19 protein-coding genes are annotated in these 23,442 nt (G+C 72.9%); 12 read left to right on the top strand and 7 right to left on the bottom strand.

The window, feature by feature from the left end:
- The first annotated feature begins 92 nt into the window (after positions 1-92).
- Positions 93-1,004, top strand: coding sequence for a DMT family transporter (locus HHX31_RS05520; RefSeq protein ID WP_169945742.1), 912 nt, complete (start codon positions 93-95; stop codon positions 1,002-1,004).
- Between the two features lie 8 nt (positions 1,005-1,012).
- Here the strand turns inward: HHX31_RS05520 and HHX31_RS05515 are convergent, their stop codons facing one another.
- Complete coding sequence (locus HHX31_RS05515; RefSeq protein ID WP_169945740.1) at positions 1,013-1,747, bottom strand: GntR family transcriptional regulator; 735 nt, start codon at positions 1,745-1,747, stop codon at positions 1,013-1,015.
- A 145-nt stretch (positions 1,748-1,892) separates the two neighbouring features.
- Between HHX31_RS05515 and HHX31_RS05510 the strand changes: the two genes are divergently transcribed.
- Positions 1,893-2,891, top strand: coding sequence for a COX15/CtaA family protein (locus tag HHX31_RS05510; RefSeq protein WP_311931602.1), 999 nt, complete (start codon positions 1,893-1,895; stop codon positions 2,889-2,891).
- A gap of 6 nt (positions 2,892-2,897) precedes the next feature.
- The gene (locus HHX31_RS05505) at positions 2,898-3,596 is read left to right on the top strand and encodes a vancomycin high temperature exclusion protein (RefSeq protein WP_249345646.1); all 699 of its coding nucleotides are present in this window, start codon (positions 2,898-2,900) and stop codon (positions 3,594-3,596) included.
- 370 nt (positions 3,597-3,966) lie between these two features.
- On the opposite strand, the gene HHX31_RS05500 is transcribed toward HHX31_RS05505, so the two are convergent.
- Both HHX31_RS05500 and HHX31_RS05495 read right to left on the bottom strand, forming a co-directional pair.
- Entirely contained in the window at positions 3,967-5,031 is a 1,065-nt protein-coding gene (locus tag HHX31_RS05500; RefSeq protein ID WP_211589354.1) for a lytic polysaccharide monooxygenase, read from the bottom strand.
- A gap of 242 nt (positions 5,032-5,273) precedes the next feature.
- Entirely contained in the window at positions 5,274-6,491 is a 1,218-nt protein-coding gene (locus HHX31_RS05495; protein ID WP_169945736.1) for a CaiB/BaiF CoA-transferase family protein, read from the bottom strand.
- Positions 6,492-6,866: 375 nt separating this feature from the next.
- On the opposite strand from HHX31_RS05495, the gene HHX31_RS05490 reads away from it, so the two are divergent.
- Positions 6,867-8,345 (top strand): carboxyl transferase domain-containing protein, encoded by a 1,479-nt coding sequence (locus HHX31_RS05490; RefSeq protein WP_169945734.1) that lies wholly within the window; start codon positions 6,867-6,869, stop codon positions 8,343-8,345.
- A 34-nt stretch (positions 8,346-8,379) separates the two neighbouring features.
- Here the strand turns inward: HHX31_RS05490 and HHX31_RS05485 are convergent, their stop codons facing one another.
- A complete protein-coding gene (locus tag HHX31_RS05485) occupies positions 8,380-9,720 on the bottom strand; it encodes a PrsW family intramembrane metalloprotease (RefSeq protein WP_311931601.1) in 1,341 nt (446 codons plus the stop codon).
- A 133-nt stretch (positions 9,721-9,853) separates the two neighbouring features.
- Between HHX31_RS05485 and HHX31_RS05480 the strand changes: the two genes are divergently transcribed.
- Positions 9,854-11,422 carry a N,N-dimethylformamidase beta subunit family domain-containing protein gene (locus HHX31_RS05480; RefSeq protein ID WP_211589353.1) on the top strand — a complete coding sequence of 523 codons (1,569 nt, stop codon included), beginning with the start codon at positions 9,854-9,856 and terminating at the stop codon, positions 11,420-11,422.
- A gap of 49 nt (positions 11,423-11,471) precedes the next feature.
- Here HHX31_RS05480 and HHX31_RS05475 read toward each other — a convergent pair whose 3' ends face one another.
- Positions 11,472-12,425 (bottom strand): heme o synthase, encoded by a 954-nt coding sequence (locus HHX31_RS05475; RefSeq protein WP_169945731.1) that lies wholly within the window; start codon positions 12,423-12,425, stop codon positions 11,472-11,474.
- Between the two features lie 322 nt (positions 12,426-12,747).
- On the opposite strand from HHX31_RS05475, the gene tkt reads away from it, so the two are divergent.
- The 6 genes from tkt (at position 12,748) to pgl (ending at position 20,991) form a co-directional block, all read left to right on the top strand.
- Entirely contained in the window at positions 12,748-14,781 is a 2,034-nt protein-coding gene (gene tkt / locus HHX31_RS05470) for a transketolase (RefSeq protein ID WP_249345729.1), read from the top strand.
- Positions 14,782-14,791: 10 nt separating this feature from the next.
- A complete protein-coding gene (tal, locus tag HHX31_RS05465; RefSeq protein ID WP_169945729.1) occupies positions 14,792-15,895 on the top strand; it encodes a transaldolase in 1,104 nt (367 codons plus the stop codon).
- A 7-nt stretch (positions 15,896-15,902) separates the two neighbouring features.
- A complete protein-coding gene (locus HHX31_RS05460; protein WP_169945727.1) occupies positions 15,903-17,528 on the top strand; it encodes a glucose-6-phosphate isomerase in 1,626 nt (541 codons plus the stop codon).
- Positions 17,529-17,721: 193 nt separating this feature from the next.
- The gene (zwf, locus tag HHX31_RS05455) at positions 17,722-19,242 is read left to right on the top strand and encodes a glucose-6-phosphate dehydrogenase (RefSeq protein ID WP_211589427.1); all 1,521 of its coding nucleotides are present in this window, start codon (positions 17,722-17,724) and stop codon (positions 19,240-19,242) included.
- Positions 19,243-19,291: 49 nt separating this feature from the next.
- Positions 19,292-20,215, top strand: a complete 924-nt coding sequence (locus tag HHX31_RS05450) for a glucose-6-phosphate dehydrogenase assembly protein OpcA (protein ID WP_169945723.1) — start codon at positions 19,292-19,294, stop codon at positions 20,213-20,215.
- Entirely contained in the window at positions 20,212-20,991 is a 780-nt protein-coding gene (gene pgl / locus HHX31_RS05445; RefSeq protein ID WP_169945721.1) for a 6-phosphogluconolactonase, read from the top strand. The genes HHX31_RS05450 and pgl overlap by 4 nt, the downstream gene beginning before the upstream one ends.
- Before the next feature lie 124 nt (positions 20,992-21,115).
- On the opposite strand, the gene HHX31_RS05440 is transcribed toward pgl, so the two are convergent.
- Both HHX31_RS05440 and HHX31_RS05435 read right to left on the bottom strand, forming a co-directional pair.
- Positions 21,116-22,036, bottom strand: coding sequence for a transposase (locus HHX31_RS05440; RefSeq protein WP_169945719.1), 921 nt, complete (start codon positions 22,034-22,036; stop codon positions 21,116-21,118).
- Between the two features lie 48 nt (positions 22,037-22,084).
- Positions 22,085-22,789, bottom strand: coding sequence for a LysE family translocator (locus HHX31_RS05435; RefSeq protein ID WP_169945717.1), 705 nt, complete (start codon positions 22,787-22,789; stop codon positions 22,085-22,087).
- 109 nt (positions 22,790-22,898) lie between these two features.
- Between HHX31_RS05435 and HHX31_RS05430 the strand changes: the two genes are divergently transcribed.
- Positions 22,899-23,360 carry an Lrp/AsnC family transcriptional regulator gene (locus HHX31_RS05430; RefSeq protein WP_169945715.1) on the top strand — a complete coding sequence of 154 codons (462 nt, stop codon included), beginning with the start codon at positions 22,899-22,901 and terminating at the stop codon, positions 23,358-23,360.
- The last annotated feature ends 82 nt before the right edge of the window (positions 23,361-23,442 follow it).

Genomic DNA, 23,442 nt, shown 5'->3' with positions numbered 1-23,442 from the left:
GGCCGCTGGGAATGACCGGCCGCGTGCCTGCGGCCTCTGCATATGATTGCGGGCGTTGTGCGTGATCAATGGGGCAGTCTGGGGTCGCCGGCATGACCGCTGAGTCACATCCGGGGGCCGAGTCGTACCGCATGAGGCCGTCGCCGGTCAGGGCGCTGCGGGCCGCGTCGGACGCGATACCGCCGCCCGGCCTGGTGCTGCTGGCCATCCTGTCCGTCCAGGTCGGCGCGGGCCTGGCCAAGAACCTGTTCGCCCAGCTCCCTCCCACGGCCGTGGTGTTCCTGCGGATCGCCACCGGCGCGGTCATGCTGCTGGCCGTCGTACGGCCCCGCGTGCGCGGGCTTTCGCGGCGCGACCTCGGCGTCGGCGTCGCCTTCGGGCTCAGCCTCGGCCTGATGAACCTGTCGTTCTACGAGGCCCTCGCCCGGCTGCCGATCGGCATCGCGGTGTCCATCGAGTTCATCGGGCCGCTCACCCTGGCCGTGGTGTCCTCACGCCGCAGGATCGACCTGCTGTGGGTGGCGCTGGCCGCCGTCGGCGTGGTCCTGCTCGCCCCCTGGGGCGACGCGGCGTCCACGAGCTGGGCGGGGATCGGGTTCGCCGCGATGGCGGGTGCGTTCTGGGCCGCCTACATCGTGTTCTCCCAGGCCACCGGCGCCCGCTTCCCCGGCGCCAGCGGGCTGTCGTTCGCCATGATCGTGTCGACGATCGTGATCGCGCCCGTCGGCGTGGCCTCGGGCGGGATCGACCTGCTGCGGCCCGAGATCCTGCTCATCGGGGCAGGTGTCGGCCTGCTCTCGTCGGTCATCCCCTACTCGCTGGAGCTCGAGGCGCTGCGCCGGATGCCCAAGCGGGTCTTCGGGATCCTGATGAGCCTGGAGCCCGCCGTCGCCGCCCTCGTCGGCCTGTTCGTCCTGGGCGAGGTGCTGAAGGCCCGCGAGTGGGCGGCGATCGGCTGCGTGGTCGCGGCCTCCGTCGGCGCCACGCGCGCGGGCGACGGCTGACCGTCGCACTACTTGTACGGCCCGGCTTCCGGTTCCCCGCCGCCTGGCGACCAGATCGCCCGTACGTGCCGGAGGTGGTGGTCCATCAGGCTACCGGCCCCGGCGGCGTCACCGCGCACGACGGCGTCGAGGAGGTCGAGGTGCTCGCGCGCCGAGGCCACGAGCAGCCGCGCGTCGGGCAGGCCGCGCAGCCCGTAGAGCCGGGCCCTTGCGCGCAGGTCCCTGACCGTCTCGACCAGCCGGACGTTGCCGGACAGGGCCAGCAGCGCGAGGTGGAACCGCTGGTCGGCGGCCACGTAGGCGAGCAGGTCACCCCTCGCCGCGGCCGAGACGATCTCCTCGGCGATCGGACGCAGCCCCTCGGCCGCCGAAGCCGCCGAAGCCGCCGACTCCCGCGCGAGCCTGGCCACCGTGGGCACCTCGATCAGCCGCCTGATCTCGGTGATCTCGTCGAGGTCGCGCTCGGACACCTCCGCCACCCGGAAGCCCTTGTTGCGCAGCGCCTCGAACAGGCCCTCCTTGGCGAGGTCGAGCATGGCCTCCCGCACCGGCGTGGCGGAGACCCCGAACCTCGCCGCAAGCACCGGCGCCGAGTAGACGACGCCCGGCCGCATCTCCCCGGCCACCAGCGCCTCGCGCAGCGCCTGCGCCACCTGCTCGCGCAGGTTCCGCCGTGATCTCCCGTCCGGTGCGCGGAAGTCGTCGCGCGTGCGGCCCGCCGGTCCGTCCCACTCCCCGACCATCGACCGGCCACCGCCCTCCTCGGTCCCGTACGGCCGATCGTACCGGCCCGCGCCGGGAGAACGATCATCGCGGGCGACGGGCGCCCGGCCGGAGGGCCGCGGCCCGGAGAAGGGACCACCCCAGGGGCCACCTACGATTGGTGCCGTGAATCCCACGACCGACCGTATCCGCGGTGGGCTGCTCGCCTTCTACCGCTCGTTCATGTTCCCGACCGGCGAGTCGATGCGACGGTGGGCGCTGGCGGCGATCGTGGTCAACGTCGGCATCACCGTCACCGGCGCCGCCGTGCGCGTCACCGGCTCGGGGCTCGGCTGCCCGACATGGCCGCGCTGCACGTCCGATAGCTTCGTGCCGACGAAGACCGACTCGCACGCGCCCCTCAACATGGCGATCGAGTTCGGCAACCGGCTGCTGTCGTTCCTCGTGCTCGCCGTCGCGGTCGCCTGCGTGATCGCCGCGTGGAAGCTGTCGCGGGGCGAGCACGGCCGCCCGGTCCTGCTGCGGCTCGCGCTGCTGCAGCCGGCCGGCGTCGTCGTGCAGGCCCTGTGGGGCGGGCTCGTGGTCCACACCATGCTCAACCCGGTGACCGTCAGCGTCCACTTCCTGCTGTCCATCGGCATGACCGCCGCCGCCGTCGTGTTGTTCGCGCGGGCGGGCGAGGGCGACGCCCCGGCGACCCGGCTGGTGCACAGGGACATCCGCACGCTGGGGTACGTGCTGACCACCGCCGCCTTCGCGCTGCTGCTCGCCGGGGTGGTGGTGACCGGAACGGGGCCGCACTCGGGCGACGACGCGGCCTCCCGGTTCGGCTTCGACATCCAGAGCGTGGTGCGGCTGCACACCGACATCGCCTACGTCGTCGTCGGGCTGACGTTCGCCATGCTGCTGGCCCTGCGCGTGTCCGACGCTCCCCGCCCGGCCCGGCGCGCCGCGCTCGTGCTGCTCGCGGTGGTGCTCTCCCAGGGCGTGGTCGGCTACGTGCAGTACTTCCTCGCCGTTCCCGCCGCGCTGGTGCTTCTGCACGTGCTGGGAGCGACGCTCGTGTGGATCTGCACGCTGCGCGTCGTGTTCCTGCTGCGGACCCGGGGCCCCGCCCCCGTCCCCGCGCCCGAGCGGCCGGAGCTCCACCACGCCGGGGTCTGACCCCCGTTGGGAGCCCTGCGTCCCTGGACCTGGTCGCGTACGGCCCTGCGCCGGGGCTTCCAGGCGCTGGTCGCCCTGAGCGTGTTGCCGCTGGTCCCGATGACGTGGGTCTGGCTGACGAGCGCCGGCCACCGGGTGACCGCGGCGCCGGGCACGCGCTGGGCCGCCGAGGTGCCCGTGATGCCGGCCGCGCTCGTGCTGGGCGCGGGCGTGCGGGGCCGGCAGCCCACTCCGATGCTGCGCGCCCGGCTCGACATCGCGGCCGAGCTGTACCGCGCGGGCAGGGTGCGGGCCCTGCTGCTGTCCGGCGACAACAGCCGCAGGGACTACGACGAGCCCTCGGTGATGCGCGACTACCTGATATCCACCGGCGTGCCCGCCGGCAGGATCGTGCTCGACTACGCCGGCTTCGACACCTGGGACTCCTGCGTACGGGCAAAAGAGATCTTCGGCGCGTCCCGTCTCGTCGTCGTGACCCAGGTGTTCCATCTCCCCCGGGCCGTGGCGCTGTGCCGTACGGCCGGGCTGGACGCGTTCGGGGTGGGCGACGACTCGAGCCGCGACTGGCCGGCCGAGACGGTGGCCTACGCCGTCAGGGAGTTCCCCGCCTCGGCCAAGGGCCTGGTCGACGCCCTGGTGCTGCGCTCGTCGCCGCGCTTCCTCGGCCCGCGCGAGACCGCGCTCGACCAGGCCGTGGCCCGCTGACACCGGCTCCCATGGGCGGCCTGTGCGGGCCGCGTGCGGAGGGCCGCGCGAAACTTTCATCGCGTGCCGGGCCGCGACCTGGGCGGACAAGACGCGCCGGGGCGGGTCTACTGGTCCGGCGCGACGCGGCCGGTTAGGGTCCGGGCCATGTGGGAGCGCTCCCACCATCCCCAGAGGGAGGTGAGGCCACACCCACTGTGGCTATCGCACCGCGGGTACGAGAGGCGGATCCTCCTCCGCCCACCCATCGCGCGATGCCCGGGGAGCCGCCGTGACGGCCTCCCCGGGCATCTCCCCTAAACCCTCGGGACAGACCCGGCGAACGCCGGGCGGATCAGGCGGGGCCCGTCCGGCCGGCGTCGCGAGCTGGTCAGCCGCAGGTGATGTCGCTGATCGACGGGGTGGCAGAACCGCTGCCGAGGAACCCGGCCGTGGCCGATGCTCCGGGGGCCAGCGACTTGTTCCAGTCCGGCGCGTGGATCATCATGAACGGCCCGCTCTGCATGGACGTCCCGTTCCACGCCTGGGTGAGCGTCGTGCCCAGCGGCATCATCCACTGGACGTACCAGTCGTTGAGCGGGCTCGTGCCGGTGTTCTTGATCGTGACCTCGCCCTGGAAACCGCCAGGCCAGGTGTTGGTCAGCTTCACCGTGGCCGTGCACGCCGGGTTGCCCGTCGGGGAGGCCATGGGGCTCGGCGAAGGGCTGGGCGGCGGGCTCGGAGAAGCGCTCGGCGAGGCACTCGGCGAAGCGCTGGGCGACGGGCTAGGCGAGACGCGGTCGCGGAGGAAGTTCACGTCCGAGCAGCCGTAGAAGGTCTCCTGGCTGTCGGACCGGAACCACACGGCGTAGATGATGTGGTGGCCGCTCTTGTCGGGCAGCCTGCCGGAGAAGCGGTAGGCGCCGTTGCTGACCGGGGGCTCGGGGTCGACCGTGAGGAACGGCTCCTCCTCCATGTCTGCCCACGTCAGAGGCTTGGTCGGGTTGTAGCCGTCCTTCGTGACGTAGAGCTTGAAACCGCCGGGGTGCGGCACCCACGCGCCGTAGACGAAGTCGTACATCGTGTTCGCCTTGAGCGTGGTGATCGGCCAGTCGGTCCTGGGCGCGTCATAGGCCGCGTACTTGCTGAAGCCGCCGCTGCACAACTGGCCGTCGGGGATGAAGCCCCGGGTGCGGCCGGCCCCGTCGGACCTGAGCACGCCGTACCAGTCGTAGAGGGGCTGCGTGCCGCCGGCCGCAACGGCGTCCTTGCAGGCGGGGTTGTTGGGGATGATCTGGCCGCCGGTGAGACCGTCGGTGTAACACGCGTAGGTGCGGCTCGCCGGGGACTGCAGCGCGCCGTGCGCCTCGGCCGCGGTCTGCGTCAGGACCGCGACGACGCCGGCGAGCACGGCCGCCACCACGGCGAGCACGGCGACTTTGGGCCCGGATCTCAAGGAAAGGGATCTCAGGGACAGCGATCTCGAACGCGGGGATTGCACGTGAAGTTCTCCTCATGATGGGGCGGGCACGCCTTCCTGGGAAGGTCGAGCCGTCAGGGCTTCCGTACGAGAAGAACGCGTGCGGCATCGCCACACGCCCTCCTGGAGCCCACCCATCGAGTGGCCACCGCGCACAGTGATTGAAACACGAACGGGCCGCCCCGGCCAAGAGCGGACAGGCCCGTACGGCCGGCGGCTCAGGCGCCGGGCGAGGCCGCCGGGCCCTCGGGGGACGCGTCGCGGGCCATCTCGGCGCGGATCGCCGCTCCGTGGCCGTCGAGCACGGGCGGGGCGGCGTGGTCCCCGCGGGTGGTCTCGGTCTCACCGCCGGGGCCGGGGGTGAAGAAGCGCAGCGGCGGGCCGGGCAGCCGCAGCCGGCCGAGGGTGGCGTGCTCGACGTCGACGAGCAGCCCCTGCGACAGGGTCTGCTCCCACGTGTAGACCTCGTCGAGCGTGCGCACCTTGCCGGCCGGGATGCCCGCCGCGGCCAGCCGGGCCAGTAGCTCCTCCGCGGCATGCCCCGCGAACGCGTCCTCGATCAGGTCGATGACCCGCTGCCGGTTGCCCACCCGCTCGCTGTTGGTCGCCATGCCCTGCGCCGCCGGGTCCAGGCCGAACTCGGCGCAGAGCCGGTGCCACAGCGACTCGCTGCCGCACGACAGTTGCACCGACCCGTCCCGGCAGCGGAACAGCCCGTACGGCGCGATCGACGGGTGGTGGTTGCCCTGCGGCCGCCCGACCTGGCCCGCGACCGTCCAGGCGGTCCCCTGGTAGGCGTGGACGCCGACGATCGCCGCGAGCAGCGAGGTGCGCACGATCTGACCGCGGCCGGTGCGCTCCCTCTCGATCAGCGCGGCGAGGACGCCGTAGGCGCCGTACATGCCGGCCAGCAGGTCGGCGATCGGCACGCCGACGCGCTGGGGGTCGTCCGGCCCGGATCCCGTCAGGGACATCAGCCCGGCCTCGCCCTGGGCGATCTGGTCGTAGCCCGCCCGGCTGCCCTCCGGTCCGTCGTGCCCGAATCCGCTGATCGACAGCGTGACCAGCCGGGGGTTCAGCTCCGCGAGCACGTCGGTGCCGAGCCCGAGCTTGGTCATCGTCCCCGGCCGGAAGTTCTCCAGCAGCACGTCGGCGCGGCGGAGCAGGCCCGTGAGCACCTCCAGGTCGGCGGGGTCCTTGAGGTCGAGGGCGATCGACTCCTTGTTGCGGTTGGCCGACAGGAAGTAGGTCGACTCGCGGTCCCCGTTCTCCGGCCGCACGAAGGGCGGCCCCCAGCCGCGGCTGTCGTCCCCGCCTTCCGGGTTCTCCACCTTGACCACGCGGGCGCCGAGGTCGCCCAGCATCATCGCGGCGTGCGGCCCGGCGAGCGCGCGGGTCAGATCGACGACGACAATCCCGTCGAGCGGTCCGGACACGGTGACTCCGATCCTTGCGTCAGCCGGGGTCGCTTCCCCGGGCGAGCTGGTGTGGCGGCGGGCGTGGGACGGCCCGTGACGCCCGGCCCCCGCCGGCGCGTGCGGCCTCGCGTCAGCCTACGGCGACGGAGCGGGACGCAGGGGCCTGAAACCGGGAGGCGGACGCACGAAGGACGCGGCGACGGGCGGGTGCCGCGGGTCCTCGGCGGGCATGTCCGCCACGTGGACACCCTCGACCGGGATGGGACGGTTGTCCTGGAACGCCCCGCCCGGGTGCCCGCGGGCCCCCGGGCCGAGCCGAAGGAGAAGACAGATGGACATCGTGCGCGCGGCGCGCGGCCCGATCGCCGGCCGCCTCGTCCGGAGGTGCGGCGCATGACCCGGCTGGGCGCCCGCGCGCTGATCGACGCCACGGTCGACCCCGGCACGTTCCGCTCCTGGGACGAGCCGATCGACCGCACCGGACACGACGCCGGCTACCGCGCCGCTCTTGAGCGGGCGGAGGCGAGGACCGGCACCGACGAGGCCGTGCTCACCGGCAGGGCGCTGATCCGGGGGCACGCGGCCGCGCTCGTCGTCAGCGAGTTCGGCTTCCTCGGCGGTTCCATCGGGGTGGCCACGGCGGAGCGCGTCGCCGCCGCCGTACGGCGTGCCACCCGCGAACGGCTGCCGCTGATCGCCGCGACGGCCTCGGGCGGCACGCGCATGCAGGAGGGCACCCCGGCCTTCGTCCGGATGATCGAGATCAGCCGGGCGGTGGTCGCGCACAAGGCCGCCGGCCTGCCCTACCTCGTCTATCTGCGCCATCCCACGACCGGCGGCGTGTTCGCCTCCTGGGGGTCGCTCGGGCACGTCGCGGTCGCCGAGCCGGGCGCGCTGATCGGCTTCCTCGGCCCTCTCGTCTACCAGACCCTGCGCGGGGAGCCGTTCCCCGAGGGCGTCCAGGTGGCGGAGAACCTCGTCGCCAAGGGAATCCTCGACGCCGTCGTCCCCACGGGGGAGCTGGCCGGGGTGGCCGCCCGCGCGCTCGCCCTGCTCTCCCCGGCACGCCGCCCGGCCGCGCGGGCGCCGCTGCGGGAGACGCCGCCGGAGACGCCGCTGGAGACGCCGGTGGAGACGGCCATGGCGGGCGGCGGAGACGACGCCTGGTCCTCGATCACGCTCACCCGCCGGCCCGACCGGCCCGGCGTCAGGGAGTTGCTCAGGCACGCCGCCGACGACGTCCTGCCGCTGCACGGCACCCAGTCCGGGGAGACCGACGACGCGCTCCTGCTCGCGCTCACCTCTTTCTCCGGCACCTCCTGCGTGCTCGTCGGGCAGGACCGCCGCACCCAGTCCCAGCACCGTCCGCTCGGCCCCGCCGCGCTGCGCGGCGCCCGCCGCGGCATGCGCCTCGCACAGGAACTGCGCCTGCCGCTGATCTGCGTCATCGACACCCCCGGGGCGGACCTGTCCGCCGCCGCGGAGGAGGGCGCGCTCGCCGGGGAGATCGCCCGCTGCCTGGCCGAGATGGTGGAGCTCACCGTCCCCACGGTCTCCGTGCTGCTGGGCGAGGGCACCGGCGGCGGAGCGCTGGCACTGCTGCCGTCCCGGCGGGTGATCGCGGCGGCCAACGCGTGGCTGTCCCCCCTGCCGCCCGAGGGCGCGAGCGCGATCCTGCACGGCGGTCCCGACCTCGCGCCCCAGGTCGCCAGGCGGCAGCGGGTGCGCGCGGCCGACCTGCTCGCCGACGGCGTCGTGCACGCCGTCGTGCCGGAGCCGGTGCCCGCCCACGCCGACCCGGCCGGGTTCGCCCGGCGCGTCGCCGCGGAGTGCCTGCGTCAGATCGAGAGCCAGCGCCGCATCGGGGACTGAGGCGCCTTCGGCGACAGAGCCGGGGACGCGGCCGTCAGGTCCCCTGCCCCGGGTCCCGCGGCCCGTGCCACGGAGGCGCGGGCGGGCGCCCGTCGCCCGGCGGCGGCTGCCGCGCGGGACCGTGGCCGGGCTCATCCGGCCGCCGGTACCAGGGCGGCATGGCGCGGCCCTCGCCCGGCCACTGGCCGGGGGGTGGGGCGCCCGGAGCGTACCCCGGCGGCGGCACCCCCCGCGCGGCGTTCGCCTGGTGACGCTCCGGCAGCGGGAACGACAGCCGGGCGCTGGCCATGAGGTACGCGAGCGACCGCTGCTGGTCTCGGAAGGTCTGCTCGTCCACCCCGCCCCTGGCCGCGCGGGCGTGCAGCAGCCCGAGCTCGGTCGAGGCGATCTGGTAGTCGACCATGGCCTGCGCCCCGGCCCTCCCGCCGTGGGCCTTGGCCCACGCCCTGGCCTGCCGCCTTCGGCGCAGGGACGACAGCATGAAGATGTCGGCCTGGTTGACCAGCCCGTTGCGCTCGTACGGCGGCAGGTAGTGCTGGATCAGGCCGACGATCCGCCGCCTGTCCCGGAAGATCACGACGAGTTCGACGATGAGCAGCATCATCAGCAGCAGGTAGGCGATGGCGAGCCCGCCGAGGCCGGCGAAGGAGGCGAAACCGTTCCAGACGCCGTGCAGCAGCATGGCCCCGATCCAGCCGATGACGATCACGACCACCCCCACCGCGCCCCCGCGCTGGGCCGCGTACGCGACCGCGATCCCGATCAGGGAGGTGAACAGCGGATGGGCGAACGGCGAGAGCACGGCCCGCAGCACGAGCGTGGCGGCCAGTCCCTGCGCGCCGTTCTCCTCCAGCGCGGCCAGGTAGTAGCTGACGTTCTCCGACATGGCGAAGCCGAGCCCGACCATGCTGGCGTAGATGATCCCGTCGGTGGGACCGTCCAGCTCCTGCCGCCTGAACCACAGCAGCCCGAGCAGGACCAGCCCCTTGGCCGTCTCCTCCACCGGCGGGGCGCCGAACGTGGCCACCAGGTTGCGGGCGCTGGTCATGTCGCCGAGCTGGTGGGCCACGTAGACGAGGTTGAGCGAGTTGAGCACGCCGGCGAGCAGGACGGCGACGCCCGCGCCCCAGGCGAACGCGAAGATCAGGTTGGTGCGGGGCTCCGGCTCCATCCGGTCGAGGGCGAGCACGCCCGCGAGCAGCAGCGGCACGGGAGCCACGGCGAGCCCGAGCGCGATGAAGAAGTGAACCGGCTCGCCGTTGATGATGTCGAAGGAGAACGACGCCAGGGCGCAGATCCCGGCCACGACCAGGCCCACGATGAGGCCGATGGACGGACGCTCCTTGAGAACGGCGCGGGGGTCGAGGCCTTCCACTGTGCGACTGTAACCGACCATGCCCGTCCCGGTCCTCCCGCGTCCCCAAAAGATCCCATGGATCACGTCTCCCGATCGTCCGCGCCGCGCCGGTCGTCCGGAGCACGTCCCGCTACCGGCACAATGGGCGATCATGGATGTCGCACCACGTGACGGGTTCGGACGACGCGGGTTCCTCCGCGTCGCGTGCGCCGCGGCCGTCGGCTCGGTGGCGGGCTCGGTCGCCGCATGCGTGCCCTCGTCGCGGAACGCCGCCGCTCCCACCTCCGCGCCGCCCACGCCCACATCCACACCCACGCCCAGCCCCAGAGGGCCGGCGGCGGAACGGCTGCTGCCCGGCGACCCGGACTGGCGGATCCGCGGGCGCGGCCCCGACGAGGCGATCGAGGGGTACGGCGACCGCGCGAGCGTGCTGCCCGGCGAGTCGTTCGGGCTCCACGTCTCCACCACCGAGGGCCGCTACCGGGTCACGGCGTACCGGATGGGCTGGTACGGCGGCACGCTCGCCCGCCGGGTGTGGCGTTCCGGGTGGATGAGGGGGCGCGACCAGGGCCGCGGACGGCTCACCGGGGACACCCGCACCGTACGGGCCGGGTGGCGGCGGTCCCTCACCGTGCCGACGGAGGGCTGGCCGGAAGGGATCTACCTGCTGCGTCTCGACACCGAGCGCGGCCACCAGAGGTACGTGCCGCTGGTCGTGCGCTCGGCCTCGGGGGCGGGGCGCACGGTGCTGGTCCACGCCACCCCCACGTGGCAGGCGTACAACCGCTGGGGCGGCTACAGCCTCTACTACGGCGAGGACGGGCGCTACGAGAGCCGCTCGCTCGCGGTCAGCTTCGACCGCCCCTACGACCGCACCGGGATGGAGAAGTTCCTCGTCCACGAGCGTCCCGTGGTGGCGCTGGCGGAGCGGCTCGGCCTTCCCCTGGCGTACACGACGGGCGGCGACCTGGAGGCCGGCGACGACGTGCTCACCGGCGCGTCGGCGGTGATCTTCCTCGGGCACGACGAGTACTGGACGCCGGGGGCGCGCCGCACCGTGACCGAGGCCCGCGACGCGGGCGCCAACCTGGCCTTCCTCGGCGCCAACACCTGCTATCGCCGGGTCAGGCTGGAGGAGGACGGCAGGCTGGTGGTCTGCTACAAGACCGCGGTGGACCGCGACCCGCTGGTGCGCAGGCGTCCTTCGCTGGCGACGACCGACTTCAGGGCGGCCCCGAAGGCCGACCCCGAGTCGTCGCTGATCGGCGTGTACTACGACGGCTATCCGGTGGACGCGCCCTTCGTGGTGCACGAGCCCCGTCACTGGATCTTCGCGGGCACCGGCGTGCGCCGGGGCGACGCGTTCCCGCACCTGGTCGGGGTGGAGTACGACCGGGTGAACACCGACGTGCCGACGCCCAGGCCGCTGCAGATCCTCGCCCACTCGCCGGTGACCTGCGTGGGCCGGCCCAGCTTCGCCGACGCCGCCTACTACACGGCGGACAGCGGGGCCGGCGTGTTCGCCGCGGGCACCATGCGGTGGGCGGAGACGCTCATGGCTGGCACCCGGGACCTGCCTCGGGCGCACGGGATCGGCGCGCGTACGCGGGCCTTCGTCACCACCGCGACGACCAACCTGCTGAAGGGCTTCGCGGAGGGGCCGGCGGCCGAGCGCCTGCCCGCCCCCGACGACAACGTACGGAGGACCTACCGCCGCTGACCGCCGGGCACCCGGCCCGGACGCGGGACGCACCGGCGACGGGCCCGGGTCAGACGAGCAGGGAGTCGACCGCGACGGCGAGGAACAGCAGCGCCAGGTAGACGTTCGACCAGTGGAAGAACCGCATCGGGCGCAGGTCGACGCCGGTCTTGCCGGCCTTGACCCGGCCGAGCAGGCGGTAGACCTCCACGAGGCAGACCGCGCCGAGCACGAGCGCGGCGGCCGGGTAGAGCAGGGAGGTGCCGGCGACCGGCCACAGCAGCAGCGAGCACAGCACCGTGGCCCAGGTGTAGACGACGACCTGCTGGACGACCCGGCGCTCGGTGGTGACCACGGGCAGCATCGGCACGTCGGCCGCGGCGTAGTCCTCCCGGTAGCGCATGGCGAGCGTCCAGGTGTGCGGCGGCGTCCAGAAGAACACCACGCCGAAGAGCACGACAGGGGCCCACGAGAGCCCGCCGGTGATGCCGGCCCAGCCGATCAGCACCGGCATGCAGCCGGCGATGCCGCCCCACACGATGTTCTGCGGGGTACGCCGCTTCAGCACCAGCGAGTACACGAAGACGTAGAAGAGGATCGCGCCCAGCGAGAGCGCCGCGGCCAGGCCGTTGACCGTGAGGGCGAGCCCGAGGGTGGAAAGAGTGCCGAGGATCACACCGAAGATCAGCGCGCCCGCCGGCGACACGTCGTGCTTGGCGAGCGGACGTCTGCGGGTGCGCCGCATCGTCCGGTCGATGTCCCGGTCGATGTAGCAGTTCAGGACGTTCGCGCTGCCCGCCGACAGGGTGCCGAACACCATGGTCGCGGTCGCGGTCCACGGGTCGGGCAGGCCATGCGCCGCGAGGAACATGACCGGCAGGGTCGTGATCAGCAGCAGCTCGATGATCCGGGGCTTGGTGAGCGCCACATAGGCCTTCACGAGCGCCCCGACGGAGCGGGGAGCCGTGGCCGTCGCGGCGGACCCGAGCGGGGCCACCGTCTGCTTGTTCGTCAAGACCGTCAAGGTGCTTCCAACACGTGCGGGGTCAACGCGTAACCTCTGATTAGGGCGGATCTCCGGGCAGCCTGTCTCCGGGCAGCGGCCGGCACTTGGTCAATCACTGTAGTCGCCATCGCAGGTGGTCCCCCAATCGGGGCCGAAGCCGCCGGGCACCCGTAACCGAGGTGGCTACCAAACGGTATTACGCGGGACCCGTTAGGGTCCCGTGTGGGCGGGAAATGCCAGAACGGCGCGACAACTAGAGGGGATCGAGCAGTTGAGCAGCGCAAGCCTTGAGTGGAGTGACCTCGACCGGAAGGCGGTCGACGTCGTACGGGCCCTGGCGATGGACGCGGTGGAGAAGGCGGGGTCGGGTCACCCCGGCACCGCGATGAGTCTCGCCCCCGCCGCCTACCTTCTTTTCCAGAAGGTCCTCCGCCACGACCCCTCGGATCCCAAGTGGGCGGGACGAGACAGGTTCGTCCTTTCCTGTGGGCATTCGAGCCTGACGCTCTACATTCAGCTCTACCTGTCCGGCTACGGCCTGACCCTCGACGACCTCAAGGCGCTCCGGCAGTGGGGCAGCCTCACCCCGGGCCACCCCGAGTACGGCCACACGGCCGGGGTCGAGACCACGACCGGCCCGCTCGGCCAGGGCATCGGCAACGCGGTCGGCATGGCCATGGCGGCCCGCCGCGAGCGCGGCCTGTTCGACCCGGACGCCGCTCAGGGCGCCTCGCCGTTCGACCACATGATCTGGTGCTTCGCCTCCGAGGGTGACATCGAGGAGGGCATCAGCCACGAGGTCAGCGCCCTCGCCGGCCACCAGAAGCTCGGCAACCTGGCCGTGGTCTTCGACTCCAACAACATCTCCATCGAGGACGACACCCAGATCGCCCTGTCGGAGGACATCAGCAAGCGCTACGAGGCGTACGGCTGGCAGGTCCTCGAGGTCGACTGGACCGCCACGGGCGAGTACGTCGAGGACGTCCAGGCGCTGTACGACGCGATGGAGGCGGCCCGCGCGGAGACCGAACGGCCGACGTTCATCAAGCTCCGCACGATCATCGGCTGGCCCGCGCCGAACAAGCAGAACACCGGCAAGATCCACGGCTCGGCCCTGGGCGCCGACGAGGTCGCCGCGACCAAGAGCGTCCTCGGCATGGACCCCGGCAAGAACTTCGACGTCCCGGCCGAGGTGCTCGGCCACGCCCGCGAGGTGGTCGCGCGCGGCCGCGCCCTGCGCGCCGAGTGGGACAAGGACTACCAGGGCTGGCGCGAGGCCAACCCCGAGCGCGCGGAGCTGTTCGACCGGATCTCCGCGCGCAGGCTGCCGGAGGGCTGGGACAAGGCGCTGCCGTCGTTCGAGATCGGCTCGCAGGTTGCCACCCGCAAGGCGTCCGGCGAGGTGCTGAGCGCGCTCGCGCCGGTGCTGCCCGAGCTGTGGGGCGGCTCGGCCGACCTGGCGGAGTCCAACAACACCACGATGAAGGGCGAGCCGTCCTTCATCCCCGACGAGTACCAGACCAAGGAGTTCCCCGGCGGCAAGTACGGCAGGACGCTGCACTTCGGCATCCGGGAGCACGGCATGGGCGCGATCCTCAACGGCATCGCGCTGCACAACGGCACCCGTCCTTACGGCGGCACGTTCCTGGTGTTCAGCGACTACATGCGGCCGTCCGTGCGGCTCGCCGCGCTGATGAAGCTGCCGGTGACCTACGTCTGGACGCACGACTCGATCGGCCTCGGCGAGGACGGCCCGACCCACCAGCCGGTCGAGCACCTGTGGGCGCTGCGCGCGATCCCCGGCCTGGACGTCGTCCGCCCGGCCGACGCCAACGAGACGGCGGCCGCGTGGAAGGCCGTCCTTGAGCACGACGACCGCCCGGCGGGCCTCGCGCTGACCCGGCAGAACGTCCCGACCCTGGAGGGCACCGGCGACGCCGACGCCGTCGCCAGGGGCGGCTACGTCCTGCAGGACGCGTCCGACGGCCAGCCCCAGGTCGTGATCATCGGCACCGGCAGCGAGGTCCAGCTCGCCGTCGAGGCCCGCGCGATCCTGGAGTCGCAGGGCATCCCCACCCGCGTCGTCTCGATGCCGTGTGTGGAGTGGTTCCAGGCGCAGGACGCCGCCTACAAGCAGACCGTGCTGCCTCCCGCCGTCAAGGCCCGGGTCGCGGTCGAGGCGGGAATCCCGCTGGGCTGGCGAGAGTTCGTGGGAGATGCGGGCGAGGTCCTCGGTCTCGATCACTTCGGCGCGTCCGCGCCGTACAAGACGATCTACGAGCAGTTCGGCCTCACCGCCGACCGTGTCGTCGCGGCCGCCAAGGCCAGCCTGGCCAAGACGGGCGCCGACAAGGGCGAGACGACCGGAAACTGAGGGACGAAGGATGAATGAGAACCTGAAGCGGCTGTCCGAGGCCGGAGTCTCCATCTGGCTCGACGACATCAGCCGGGAGCGGCTGCGCTCCGGCAACCTCGCCGCCCTGATCCGCGACAAGAACGTGACCGGGGTCACCTCCAACCCCACGATCTTCGCCTCCGCGCTCAGCAAGGGCGACGCGTACGACGCCCAGTTGCACGACCTCGCCACCCGCGGGGTGACGGTCGAGGAGGCCGTACGGGCGATCACCACGTTCGACATCCGCTGGGCCGCGGACGTGCTGCGGCCGGTCTTCGACGCCACCCGCGGCGTCGACGGACGGGTGTCGATCGAGGTGGACCCGCGCCTGGCCCGCAGGACCGAGGCGACGATCGCCGAGGCCCGCGCGCTGTGGTGGCTGGTCGACCGGCCCAACGTGCACATCAAGATCCCGGCGACCGTCGAGGGCCTGCCGGCGATCACCCAGGCCATCGCCGAGGGCATCAGCGTCAACGTCACGCTGATCTTCTCGCTTGAGCGGTACCGCCAGGTGATGGACGCCTGGCTGAGCGGGCTGGAGAAGGCCAAGGCCAACGGCCTCAACCTGGCCACGATCGAGTCGGTCGCGTCGTTCTTCGTCAGCCGCGTCGACACCGAGATCGACAAGCGGCTCGACAAGATCGGCACGCCGGAGGCCACCGAGCTGAAGGGCAGGGCCGCCGTGGCCAACGCCCGCCTCGCGTACGCCGCGTACGAGGAGGTCATGAACTCGCCGCGCTGGCAGACGCTGCGCGCGGCGGGCGCGCACCCGCAGCGCCCGCTGTGGGCCTCCACCGGCGTGAAGAGCCCCGACTACCCCGACACGCTGTACGTCGAGCAGCTGGTCACCGCGGGGGTCGTCAACACCATGCCGGAGAAGACGCTGGACGCGTCGGCCGACCACGGCCGGATCTCGGGCGACACCATCCGCCCGTTCTACCAGCAGGCGTGGGACGTCATGGCCTCGCTCAAGCAGGTCGGCATCGACTACGACGACGTCGTCCGCGCGCTGGAGGAGGAGGGCGTCGAGAAGTTCGAGGCGTCCTGGAACGAGCTTCTCGAGACCGTCGACGGCGAGCTGCGGAAGGCCTGAGCTACAGATGACAATCGAGGTGACCCTCGGCGACGACGCCGACGCCGTCAAAGCGGTCAAGGACAAGCTCGTGGCCGAGGGGGTGCCCGCGGCCCTCGCCGCGGGCGACTCCACGGTGTGGGGCCCGCAGGCGCAGTCCGAGGCCGCGATCCGGCTGGGCTGGCTGGGCCTGCACCGCTCCAGCCGGGAGCTGCTGCCGGAGATCGCCACGCTGGTGGAGCGGGCCCGCGCCGCGGGCCTGGACCACGTGGTGCTCGCCGGCATGGGCGGCTCCTCCCTCGCTCCTGAGGTGATCTGCGCCACCGAGGACGTTCCGCTGACCGTCCTCGACACCACCGACCCGCACCAGGTGCGCCGCGCGCTCGCCGACCGGCTCGACCGCACGATCGTCGTGGTGGCGAGCAAGAGCGGCGGCACGATCGAGACCGACAGCCACCGGCGCGTCTACGAGCAGGCGTTCAGGGACGCCGGCATCGACCCGGCCGAGCGCATCGTGGTCGTCACCGACCCCGGCTCGCCGCTGGAGCGGACGGCCATCGAGGCCGGATACCAGGTCGTGCTCGCCGACCCGAACGTGGGCGGCCGATACAGCGCGCTCACCGCGTTCGGCCTGGTGCCGAGCGCCCTGGCGGGCGCCGACGTGGCCAAGCTGCTCGACGACGCCGCCGCGGTGGCGCCGCTGCTCGCGCAGGACGAGGGCAACCCCGGCCTGGAGCTCGGCGCGCTGCTCGGCGCGCGGGCGCTGCAGGGGCGCGACAAGCTCATCCTGCGCGACGGGCCCTCCGACATCACCGGCCTGCCCGACTGGATCGAGCAGCTCGTCGCCGAGTCGACCGGCAAGGAGGGCAAGGGCATCCTGCCCGTCGTCGGCGCCGAGGCGGCCGAGGCGGGCGACCAGTTCCTCGTCACCATCGGCCCCGACAGCGGCGCGACCGTCGACGGCCCGCTCGGCGCGCAGTTCCTCGTCTGGGAGTACGCCACGGCGATCGCCGGCCGGGTGCTCGGGATCAACCCGTTCGACCAGCCGAACGTCGCCGAGTCGAAGGAGAACACGACCAGGATCCTGACGGACGCCGGCGACGGCCCGCTGCCGACCGGCACGCCGATGCTCACCGACGGCCCTGTCGAGGTGTACGGCGACGTGCCCGGCGACCTGAAGAACCTGGCCGACGTCCTCACCTGGCTGCTGCGCGCGATCCCCGAGCGCGGCTACCTGGCGATCATGGCGTACCTCGACCGCGAGGCCGCGTTCGACGCGGCCGTCGTCGGCGACGCGTCCTTCGAGGAGATGACCGAGACCTGGGCGAGCGCCGACGTCGCCACCCTGCGGGCGCTGCTCGACTACCGCACCGACCACGCGGTCACGTTCGGCTGGGGGCCGCGTTTCCTGCACTCCACCGGCCAGTATCACAAGGGCGGGCCGGAGGCCGGCGTGTTCCTGCAGGTCACCGGGGCCGTGACCGACGACGTCGAGGTTCCTGGCAAGCCCTACACGCTGGGCAGGCTGCAGCTCGCGCAGGCTCTGGGCGACCTGGGCGCCCTGACCTCCCGCGGCCGTCCGGCGGTCCGCCTGCACCTCACCGACCGCGTCGCCGGCGTCAGGCACCTCCTCTCCGTGGCGGAGGAGCTCTGACGATGCGATGCGTTACAGGCGAAGGGCCCGCCGGCGGGGAGGACACATGACGGATCGACAGGTGCCGCAGGCCCCAGCCGACGACGCCGGGCAGGCGGGAGGGGAGCTGCCGCCGCGGGACGACCTGACGTCCACCGAGCGTGCGATCCTGACCGCCGCACAGGCCGCCTTCACCGGGACGACCGAGCCGGTCATGGCGGCCAACCCGCTGCGCGACCCGCGCGACCGGCGCCTGCCCCGCGTGGCGGGGCCGTGCGTGCTCGTGCTGTTCGGCGTCACCGGCGACCTCGCCAAGCGCAAGCTGCTGCCGGCGATCTACGACCTGGGGAACCGGGGGCTGCTGCCCCCGGGCTTCTCCCTGGTCGGCTTCGCCCGCCGCGACTGGGCGCACGAGGACTTCGCCCAGGTCACGTACGAGGCGGTCAAGGAGCACGCGCGGACGCCGTTCCGCGACGAGGTCTGGAAGCAGCTCAGCGAGGGCATCCACTTCTGCCCCGGCGAGTTCAACGACGACGGCGCCTTCGACGTGCTCGCCATGATGCTCAAGGAGATCGACGAGACCCGGGGCACCGGCGGCAACTACGCCTTCTACCTGTCGGTGCCGCCGAAGTTCTTCCCCGTCGTGATCGAGCAGCTCAAGCGGACGAACCTGGCCAAGGGGCCCGACGGCTCCTGGCGCCGGGTCGTCATCGAGAAGCCGTTCGGGCACGACCTGAAGAGCGCCAGGGAGCTCAACGAGATCACCAGCGCGGTGTTCCCGGAGAGCTCGGTCTTCCGGATCGACCACTACCTCGGCAAGGAGACCGTCCAGAACATCCTGGCGCTCCGCTTCGCCAACACCCTCTACGAGCCGATCTGGAACCGCGGCTACGTCGACCACGTCCAGATCACGATGGCCGAGGACATCGGCATCGGCGGCCGGGCCGGCTACTACGACGGCATCGGCGCGGCCCGTGACGTGATCCAGAACCACCTGCTCCAGTTGCTGGCGCTGGTCGCGATGGAGGATCCCACCTCCTTCGACGCCGACGCGCTTCGCCGGGAGAAGGAGAAGGTGCTGCGGGCCGTCAAGCTGCCCGCCGACCTGGCCACCGGCACCGCCCGCGGCCAGTACGTCCGGGGCTGGCAGGGCGGCGAGCCCGTCGTCGGCTATCTGGAGGAGCAGGGCATCTCCCCCGACTCCGCAACGGAGACGTACGCCGCCGTGAAGCTGGAGGTCGCCAACCGCCGGTGGGCGGGGGTGCCGTTCTACCTGCGGACGGGCAAGCGGCTCAGCCGGCGGATGACCGAGGTCGCCATCGTCTTCCAGCGGGCGCCGCACCTGCCGTTCAGCAAGGACGACACCGAGATCCTCGGGCACAACGCACTGGTCGTCCGCGTGCAGCCGGACGAGGGCATCACGGTGCGCTTCGGCTCCAAGGTGCCGGGCACGGCCATGGAGGTCAGGGACGTCAACATGGACTTCGCCTACGGCGAGTCGTTCATGGAGTCCTCCCCCGAGGCGTACGAGCGGCTGCTGCTCGACGTGCTCATAGGGGATCCGCCGCTGTTCCCGCACCAGCGGGAGGTGGAGCTGTCGTGGCAGATCCTCGACCCGATCGAGGAGTTCTGGGCCTCCGAGGGCAAGCCCGAAGGGTACAAGTCCGGCACCTGGGGGCCCGCCTCGGCCGACGCGATGCTGGCCAGGGACGGCCGCGCGTGGAGGCGGCTGTGAGCGCGGCCTCCCGCGGGGCGCGACCGGGGCGGATCGAGCGGAGAGCGGTGTGACGACCTTCAACCTGACCGACACGACCGCGTCGAAGATCTCTTCGACGCTCACCCGCCTGCGGCACCAGATAGGCGCGCCCGCCGTGGGCATGGTCCTGACGCTCGTCGTCGTGGTGGACGAGGCGGGGCAGTACGACGCGCTGCGCGCGGCCACCGACGCGGCGCGCGAGCATCCCTCGCGCATCCTCATGGTGATCAGCCGCGACCCGGCCGAGCCCAACCGGCTCGACGCGGAGATCCGCGTCGGCGAGTCGGCGCCGGGCGAGGTCGTGCTGCTGCGCCTGTACGGCGAGCTGACCGAGCACGCCGACTCGGTGATCACCCCGCTGCTGCTCACCGACACGCCGGTGGTGGTGTGGTGGCCGGGCGACTGCCCGGACCTCCCCGCCAAGAACGCCATAGGGCACCTCGGCAGCCGCCGTATCACCGACGCCAGGGCCGCGCGGGACGGCGTGTCGGCCATCGCCGGCCGCGCCGACCACTACGTCCCCGGCGACACGGACCTGGCCTGGACCCGGCTCACGCCGTGGCGCAGCCTGCTGGCCGCCGCCTTCGACCAGCCGATGGGGAAGGTCACCGGAGGCGAGGTGGAGGCCGCTGCGGGCAACCCCAGCGCGCCGCTGCTGGCCGCCTGGCTGTGCGACCGGCTGGAGGTGCCGATCCGGGTCACGGAATCCGCGGGCCCCGGCCTGACGGGCGTTCGGCTGTCCATGGAGGACGGCGGCGAGCTGACGGTGAGCAGGGGCGACGCGCGGCTCGCCACGCTGTCGCGCCCCGGCAACCCCGACCGGCGGGTCGCGCTGGCCCGCAGGCCGACCTCGGAGTTGCTGGCCGAGGAACTGCGCAGGCTGGACCCCGACGACATCTACGCCGCCGCGATCCGCCGCCTGGCGGAGATGAAGGGGCGGGGAGGGGTGTGAGCGGCGTCCCCACCGTCATCGTCCACCGGGACGCCGACGTGCTCGCCCAGGCCGTGGCCGCCCGCCTCATCACGCGGCTGGTGGACACCCAGGCGGCCCGGGGTTCCGCGCACCTGGTGCTGACCGGCGGCACCGTGGGCATCGCGACGCTCGCCGCCCTCGCGGGGACGGCGGCGCGCGACGCCATCGACTGGCGGGCGCTCGACATCTGGTGGGGCGACGAGCGGTTCCTGCCGACCGGCGATCCCGAGCGCAACGAGACCGGCGCCCGCCGGGCTCTGCTCGACCACGTCGACGTGGACCCGGCCCGGGTCCACCCGATGCCCGGCCCCGACTCGGGCATGACCGCCGAGGAGGCCGCCGAGGCGTACGCGGTGGAACTGGCCAAGGCGGCCAGGCCCGAGGACCACGGTCCTGTGCCGTCGTTCGACGTGCTCCTGCTCGGCATGGGGCCGGACGCGCACGTCGCCTCGTTGTTCCCGGACAAGCCCGCGGTCTACGAGGAGGAGCGCTCGGTGGTGGCGGTGCACGGCTCGCCCAAGCCGCCGCCGACCCGGCTGTCGCTGACGTTCCCAGCGCTGCGGGCCGCCACGGAGGTCTGGATCGTGGCCGGGGGCGAGGACAAGGCGCAGGCGGTCAGGATGGCCCTGTCCGACGCCGGCCCGTTCCAGGTGCCGGCCGCCGGTGCGCGCGGGCGGCAGCGGACGCTGTTCCTGCTCGACCGCGCCGCCGCGCACAAGATCCCGCCGTCGATGGGGCGGATCGCCTCCCCCTGACGGAGATCACAGCGGAACGGCCGGGCCGGGGCACTCCCCCGCCCGGCCGTTCCGCTTGTGTCCGCTTGTGGGACGCCAGGGCGGCGAGCCGCCGCCCTGGCGATACTCTCCCCCTCCCGTGTCGTCATTCGTGGCCTGATCGGGCCTCGTCGAGGGCGGCACGGGCCTCCTCGGCGCGCAGCCGGGCCGCACGGGCGGCGCGTCCGGCGTCGGTCTCCTCCCTGCGGGCGGTCTCCAGCCGGTCGGCCGCCGCCTCCAGCTTGGCCCTGGCCCTGGCCAGCTTGGCCGTCAGCGTCTCGACCTTGGCCGTGCGCCGCTCGTGCTCGCGTGCGGCGTCGGCGCGCTCGGCCTCCCGGCGGGCGCGGTCCCGCTCCGCCTCCGTGGCGGCCCTCTCCGCCTCGGCGAGAGCCGTCTCCCCCTCCCTGACGCGACGGTCGCGCTCCGCTGCGCGGTGTTCCCCTTCCCCGGCCCCGTCTCTGCCCGGCCGCACGGCCCCGGGCTCCGCCTTCTCTCCGCTCCCTGCGGCCTTCCCGGGCTTCCCGGCCGGTTCCGGCACCGGCCGTACGACGGGGGCCGGGGTGAAGCCGCTGTGGCTCAGCGGGCGGGTGAGCCGGCCCCTGCGCACCTGCTCGGCGGCCTCCTCGTCCACCACGGCGGCGTCGAGGGTCCGCTCGATCTCCAGGTCGGCCGCGGGGGTCAGCGGATGTCCGGCCGCCTCCGCCCCCGCGCGTACGGACCGGACGAGACGGCTGATGAGCGGCGTCCGTTCGCGGCCCGCCTCGGCCAGGGCGTCGGCGTCCTGGGCCCGCCACGCCTCCCGCAGGCGCAGGCCGAGATGGAGCAGCCGGCCGAGGTCCTCGCCGTCGTCCCTGGCCGTCCGGTTGACCGCCCAGGCCACGACCGTGGGCTTGCGCAGCGCCTTGATCCGTTTGGCCAGCGCGGCGTCACCGGCCGCCTTCGCCTCCTTGGCGAGCGCGTCGCGGGCCGAGGTGAACTCCTCGGGCACCATGCCGTAGAGCCGGTCGGCCGCCTCGTCGAAGTCCACAGACCACCTGTACCTGAATTCCTCGCCGGACTCCACCGGCGAAGAACGTCATCCGGCGATCCTCTCGATCACCAGGAGGACGCCGACGACGACCATTCCGGTGCCGGACAGCCGGTTCACGGCCCGTGCCGCCGCCGGGCGCGGAATCAGGATCGTCCGCGCCACCGAACCCAGGGCGAGATAGAAGGCGGCGCAGGTGACCGTGAAGACCAGGCCCAGGGCGCCCATCTGGACGGCCAGGGGCCAGTCGCGGCCGGGGCCGGTGAACTGCGGGAGCAGCGCGACGAAGATCATCAAGCCCTTGGGGTTGAGCCCGCTGACTCCGGCCCCTCGGGCGAACGTCGCCCACGCCGTGCTCGCCGTCGTCTTCGCGGGTGTTTTCTCGGGTGTTTTCGCCGGTCTTTTCGCCGGTCTTTTCGCCGGCGCCCGCGCCGCCCCGGCGGCCGGGGTGACGGGCGCGACCGGGGTGACGGGCGCGACCGGGGAGGCGAGCGTCCGCACGCCGTGCCACACCAAGTAGCCGCCGCCGAGGATGGTCAGCGCGGTGAGCGCGGCCGCGTTCTCCGCGACCAGGGCGCCGACGCCCGCCGCGACGACGACGGTCATGCCCGCGTAGCCGAGCACGAGCCCGCCCACGGCGGGCACCACGGAGCCGCGCAGCCCCGCGCCGAGCGTGAACGCCCAATCCGCGCCCGGCACGACGATGAGCAGCAGGGAGACGCCCCAGAAGGCGGCGACGGAGCCGATCGGCATGGAGTCTCTCCTCGGAGAACGGATCCTGCCGAGGAAACTACCGGCGAACGTCCGGAAGATGGTGCCAACTTCTTGCCCGCGGCGGCGCGTCCGTAGAAAGATCCACCCCGTGGACGCCATCGACCGGAAAATCCTTGCCGCGCTACAGGAAGACGGCCGGCTCACCGTCACCGAACTCGCCGCACGCGTCGGGCTGAGCGTGTCGCCGTGCCACCGCCGGCTTCGCGAACTGGAGCGCAGCGGGATCATCCGCGGCTATCGGGCGATCGTCGACCCAGAAGCCGTCGGCCTGCCCTTCCACGCGCTCGTCTTCGTGACGATGCTCCAGGAGGACCGCGCGACCCTGCTGGGCTTCGAGAAGGCCGTCGCCGAGATTCCCGAGGTCGTGCAGGCGCAGCGCCTGTTCGGCGACCCCGACTACCTCCTGCGTGTCCTCACCGCCGACCTCGCCGCCTATCAACGCCTGGAAGATGACCGGCTCGCGTCACTTCCCGGCATCCAGCGCCTGACGACCACTCTCGTCATGAAACACATCGTCGACAGCCGCCCGGTGCTCGGCCCCGCACGGTGAACGCCGTCGATGATGGTGAACGCCGGCGGTGACGACGCGGTGGGCCCGTCCTGGTCCGGTGCCCTGAGCTACACCGGACCAG

This window comes from Microbispora sp. H11081 (assembly GCF_012999535.1).
Classification (GTDB): domain Bacteria; phylum Actinomycetota; class Actinomycetes; order Streptosporangiales; family Streptosporangiaceae; genus Microbispora.
This window is presented reverse-complemented; position numbering and strand designations above follow the sequence as displayed.

What these genes read in the sequence shown, in the direction of transcription:
- tal (WP_169945729.1), top strand. Translation starts at nt 14,792, where the DNA reads ATGAATGAGAACCTGAAGCGGCTGTCCGAGGCCGGAGTCTCCATCTGG.
- HHX31_RS05435 (WP_169945717.1), bottom strand. Translation starts at nt 22,789, where the DNA reads ATGCCGATCGGCTCCGTCGCCGCCTTCTGGGGCGTCTCCCTGCTGCTC.
- tkt (WP_249345729.1), top strand. Translation starts at nt 12,748, where the DNA reads ATGGACGCGGTGGAGAAGGCGGGGTCGGGTCACCCCGGCACCGCGATG.
- HHX31_RS05515 (WP_169945740.1), bottom strand. Translation starts at nt 1,747, where the DNA reads ATGGTCGGGGAGTGGGACGGACCGGCGGGCCGCACGCGCGACGACTTC.
- HHX31_RS05490 (WP_169945734.1), top strand. Translation starts at nt 6,867, where the DNA reads ATGACCCGGCTGGGCGCCCGCGCGCTGATCGACGCCACGGTCGACCCC.
- HHX31_RS05460 (WP_169945727.1), top strand. Translation starts at nt 15,903, where the DNA reads ATGACAATCGAGGTGACCCTCGGCGACGACGCCGACGCCGTCAAAGCG.
- HHX31_RS05480 (WP_211589353.1), top strand. Translation starts at nt 9,854, where the DNA reads ATGGATGTCGCACCACGTGACGGGTTCGGACGACGCGGGTTCCTCCGC.
- zwf (WP_211589427.1), top strand. Translation starts at nt 17,722, where the DNA reads ATGGCGGCCAACCCGCTGCGCGACCCGCGCGACCGGCGCCTGCCCCGC.
- HHX31_RS05520 (WP_169945742.1), top strand. Translation starts at nt 93, where the DNA reads ATGACCGCTGAGTCACATCCGGGGGCCGAGTCGTACCGCATGAGGCCG.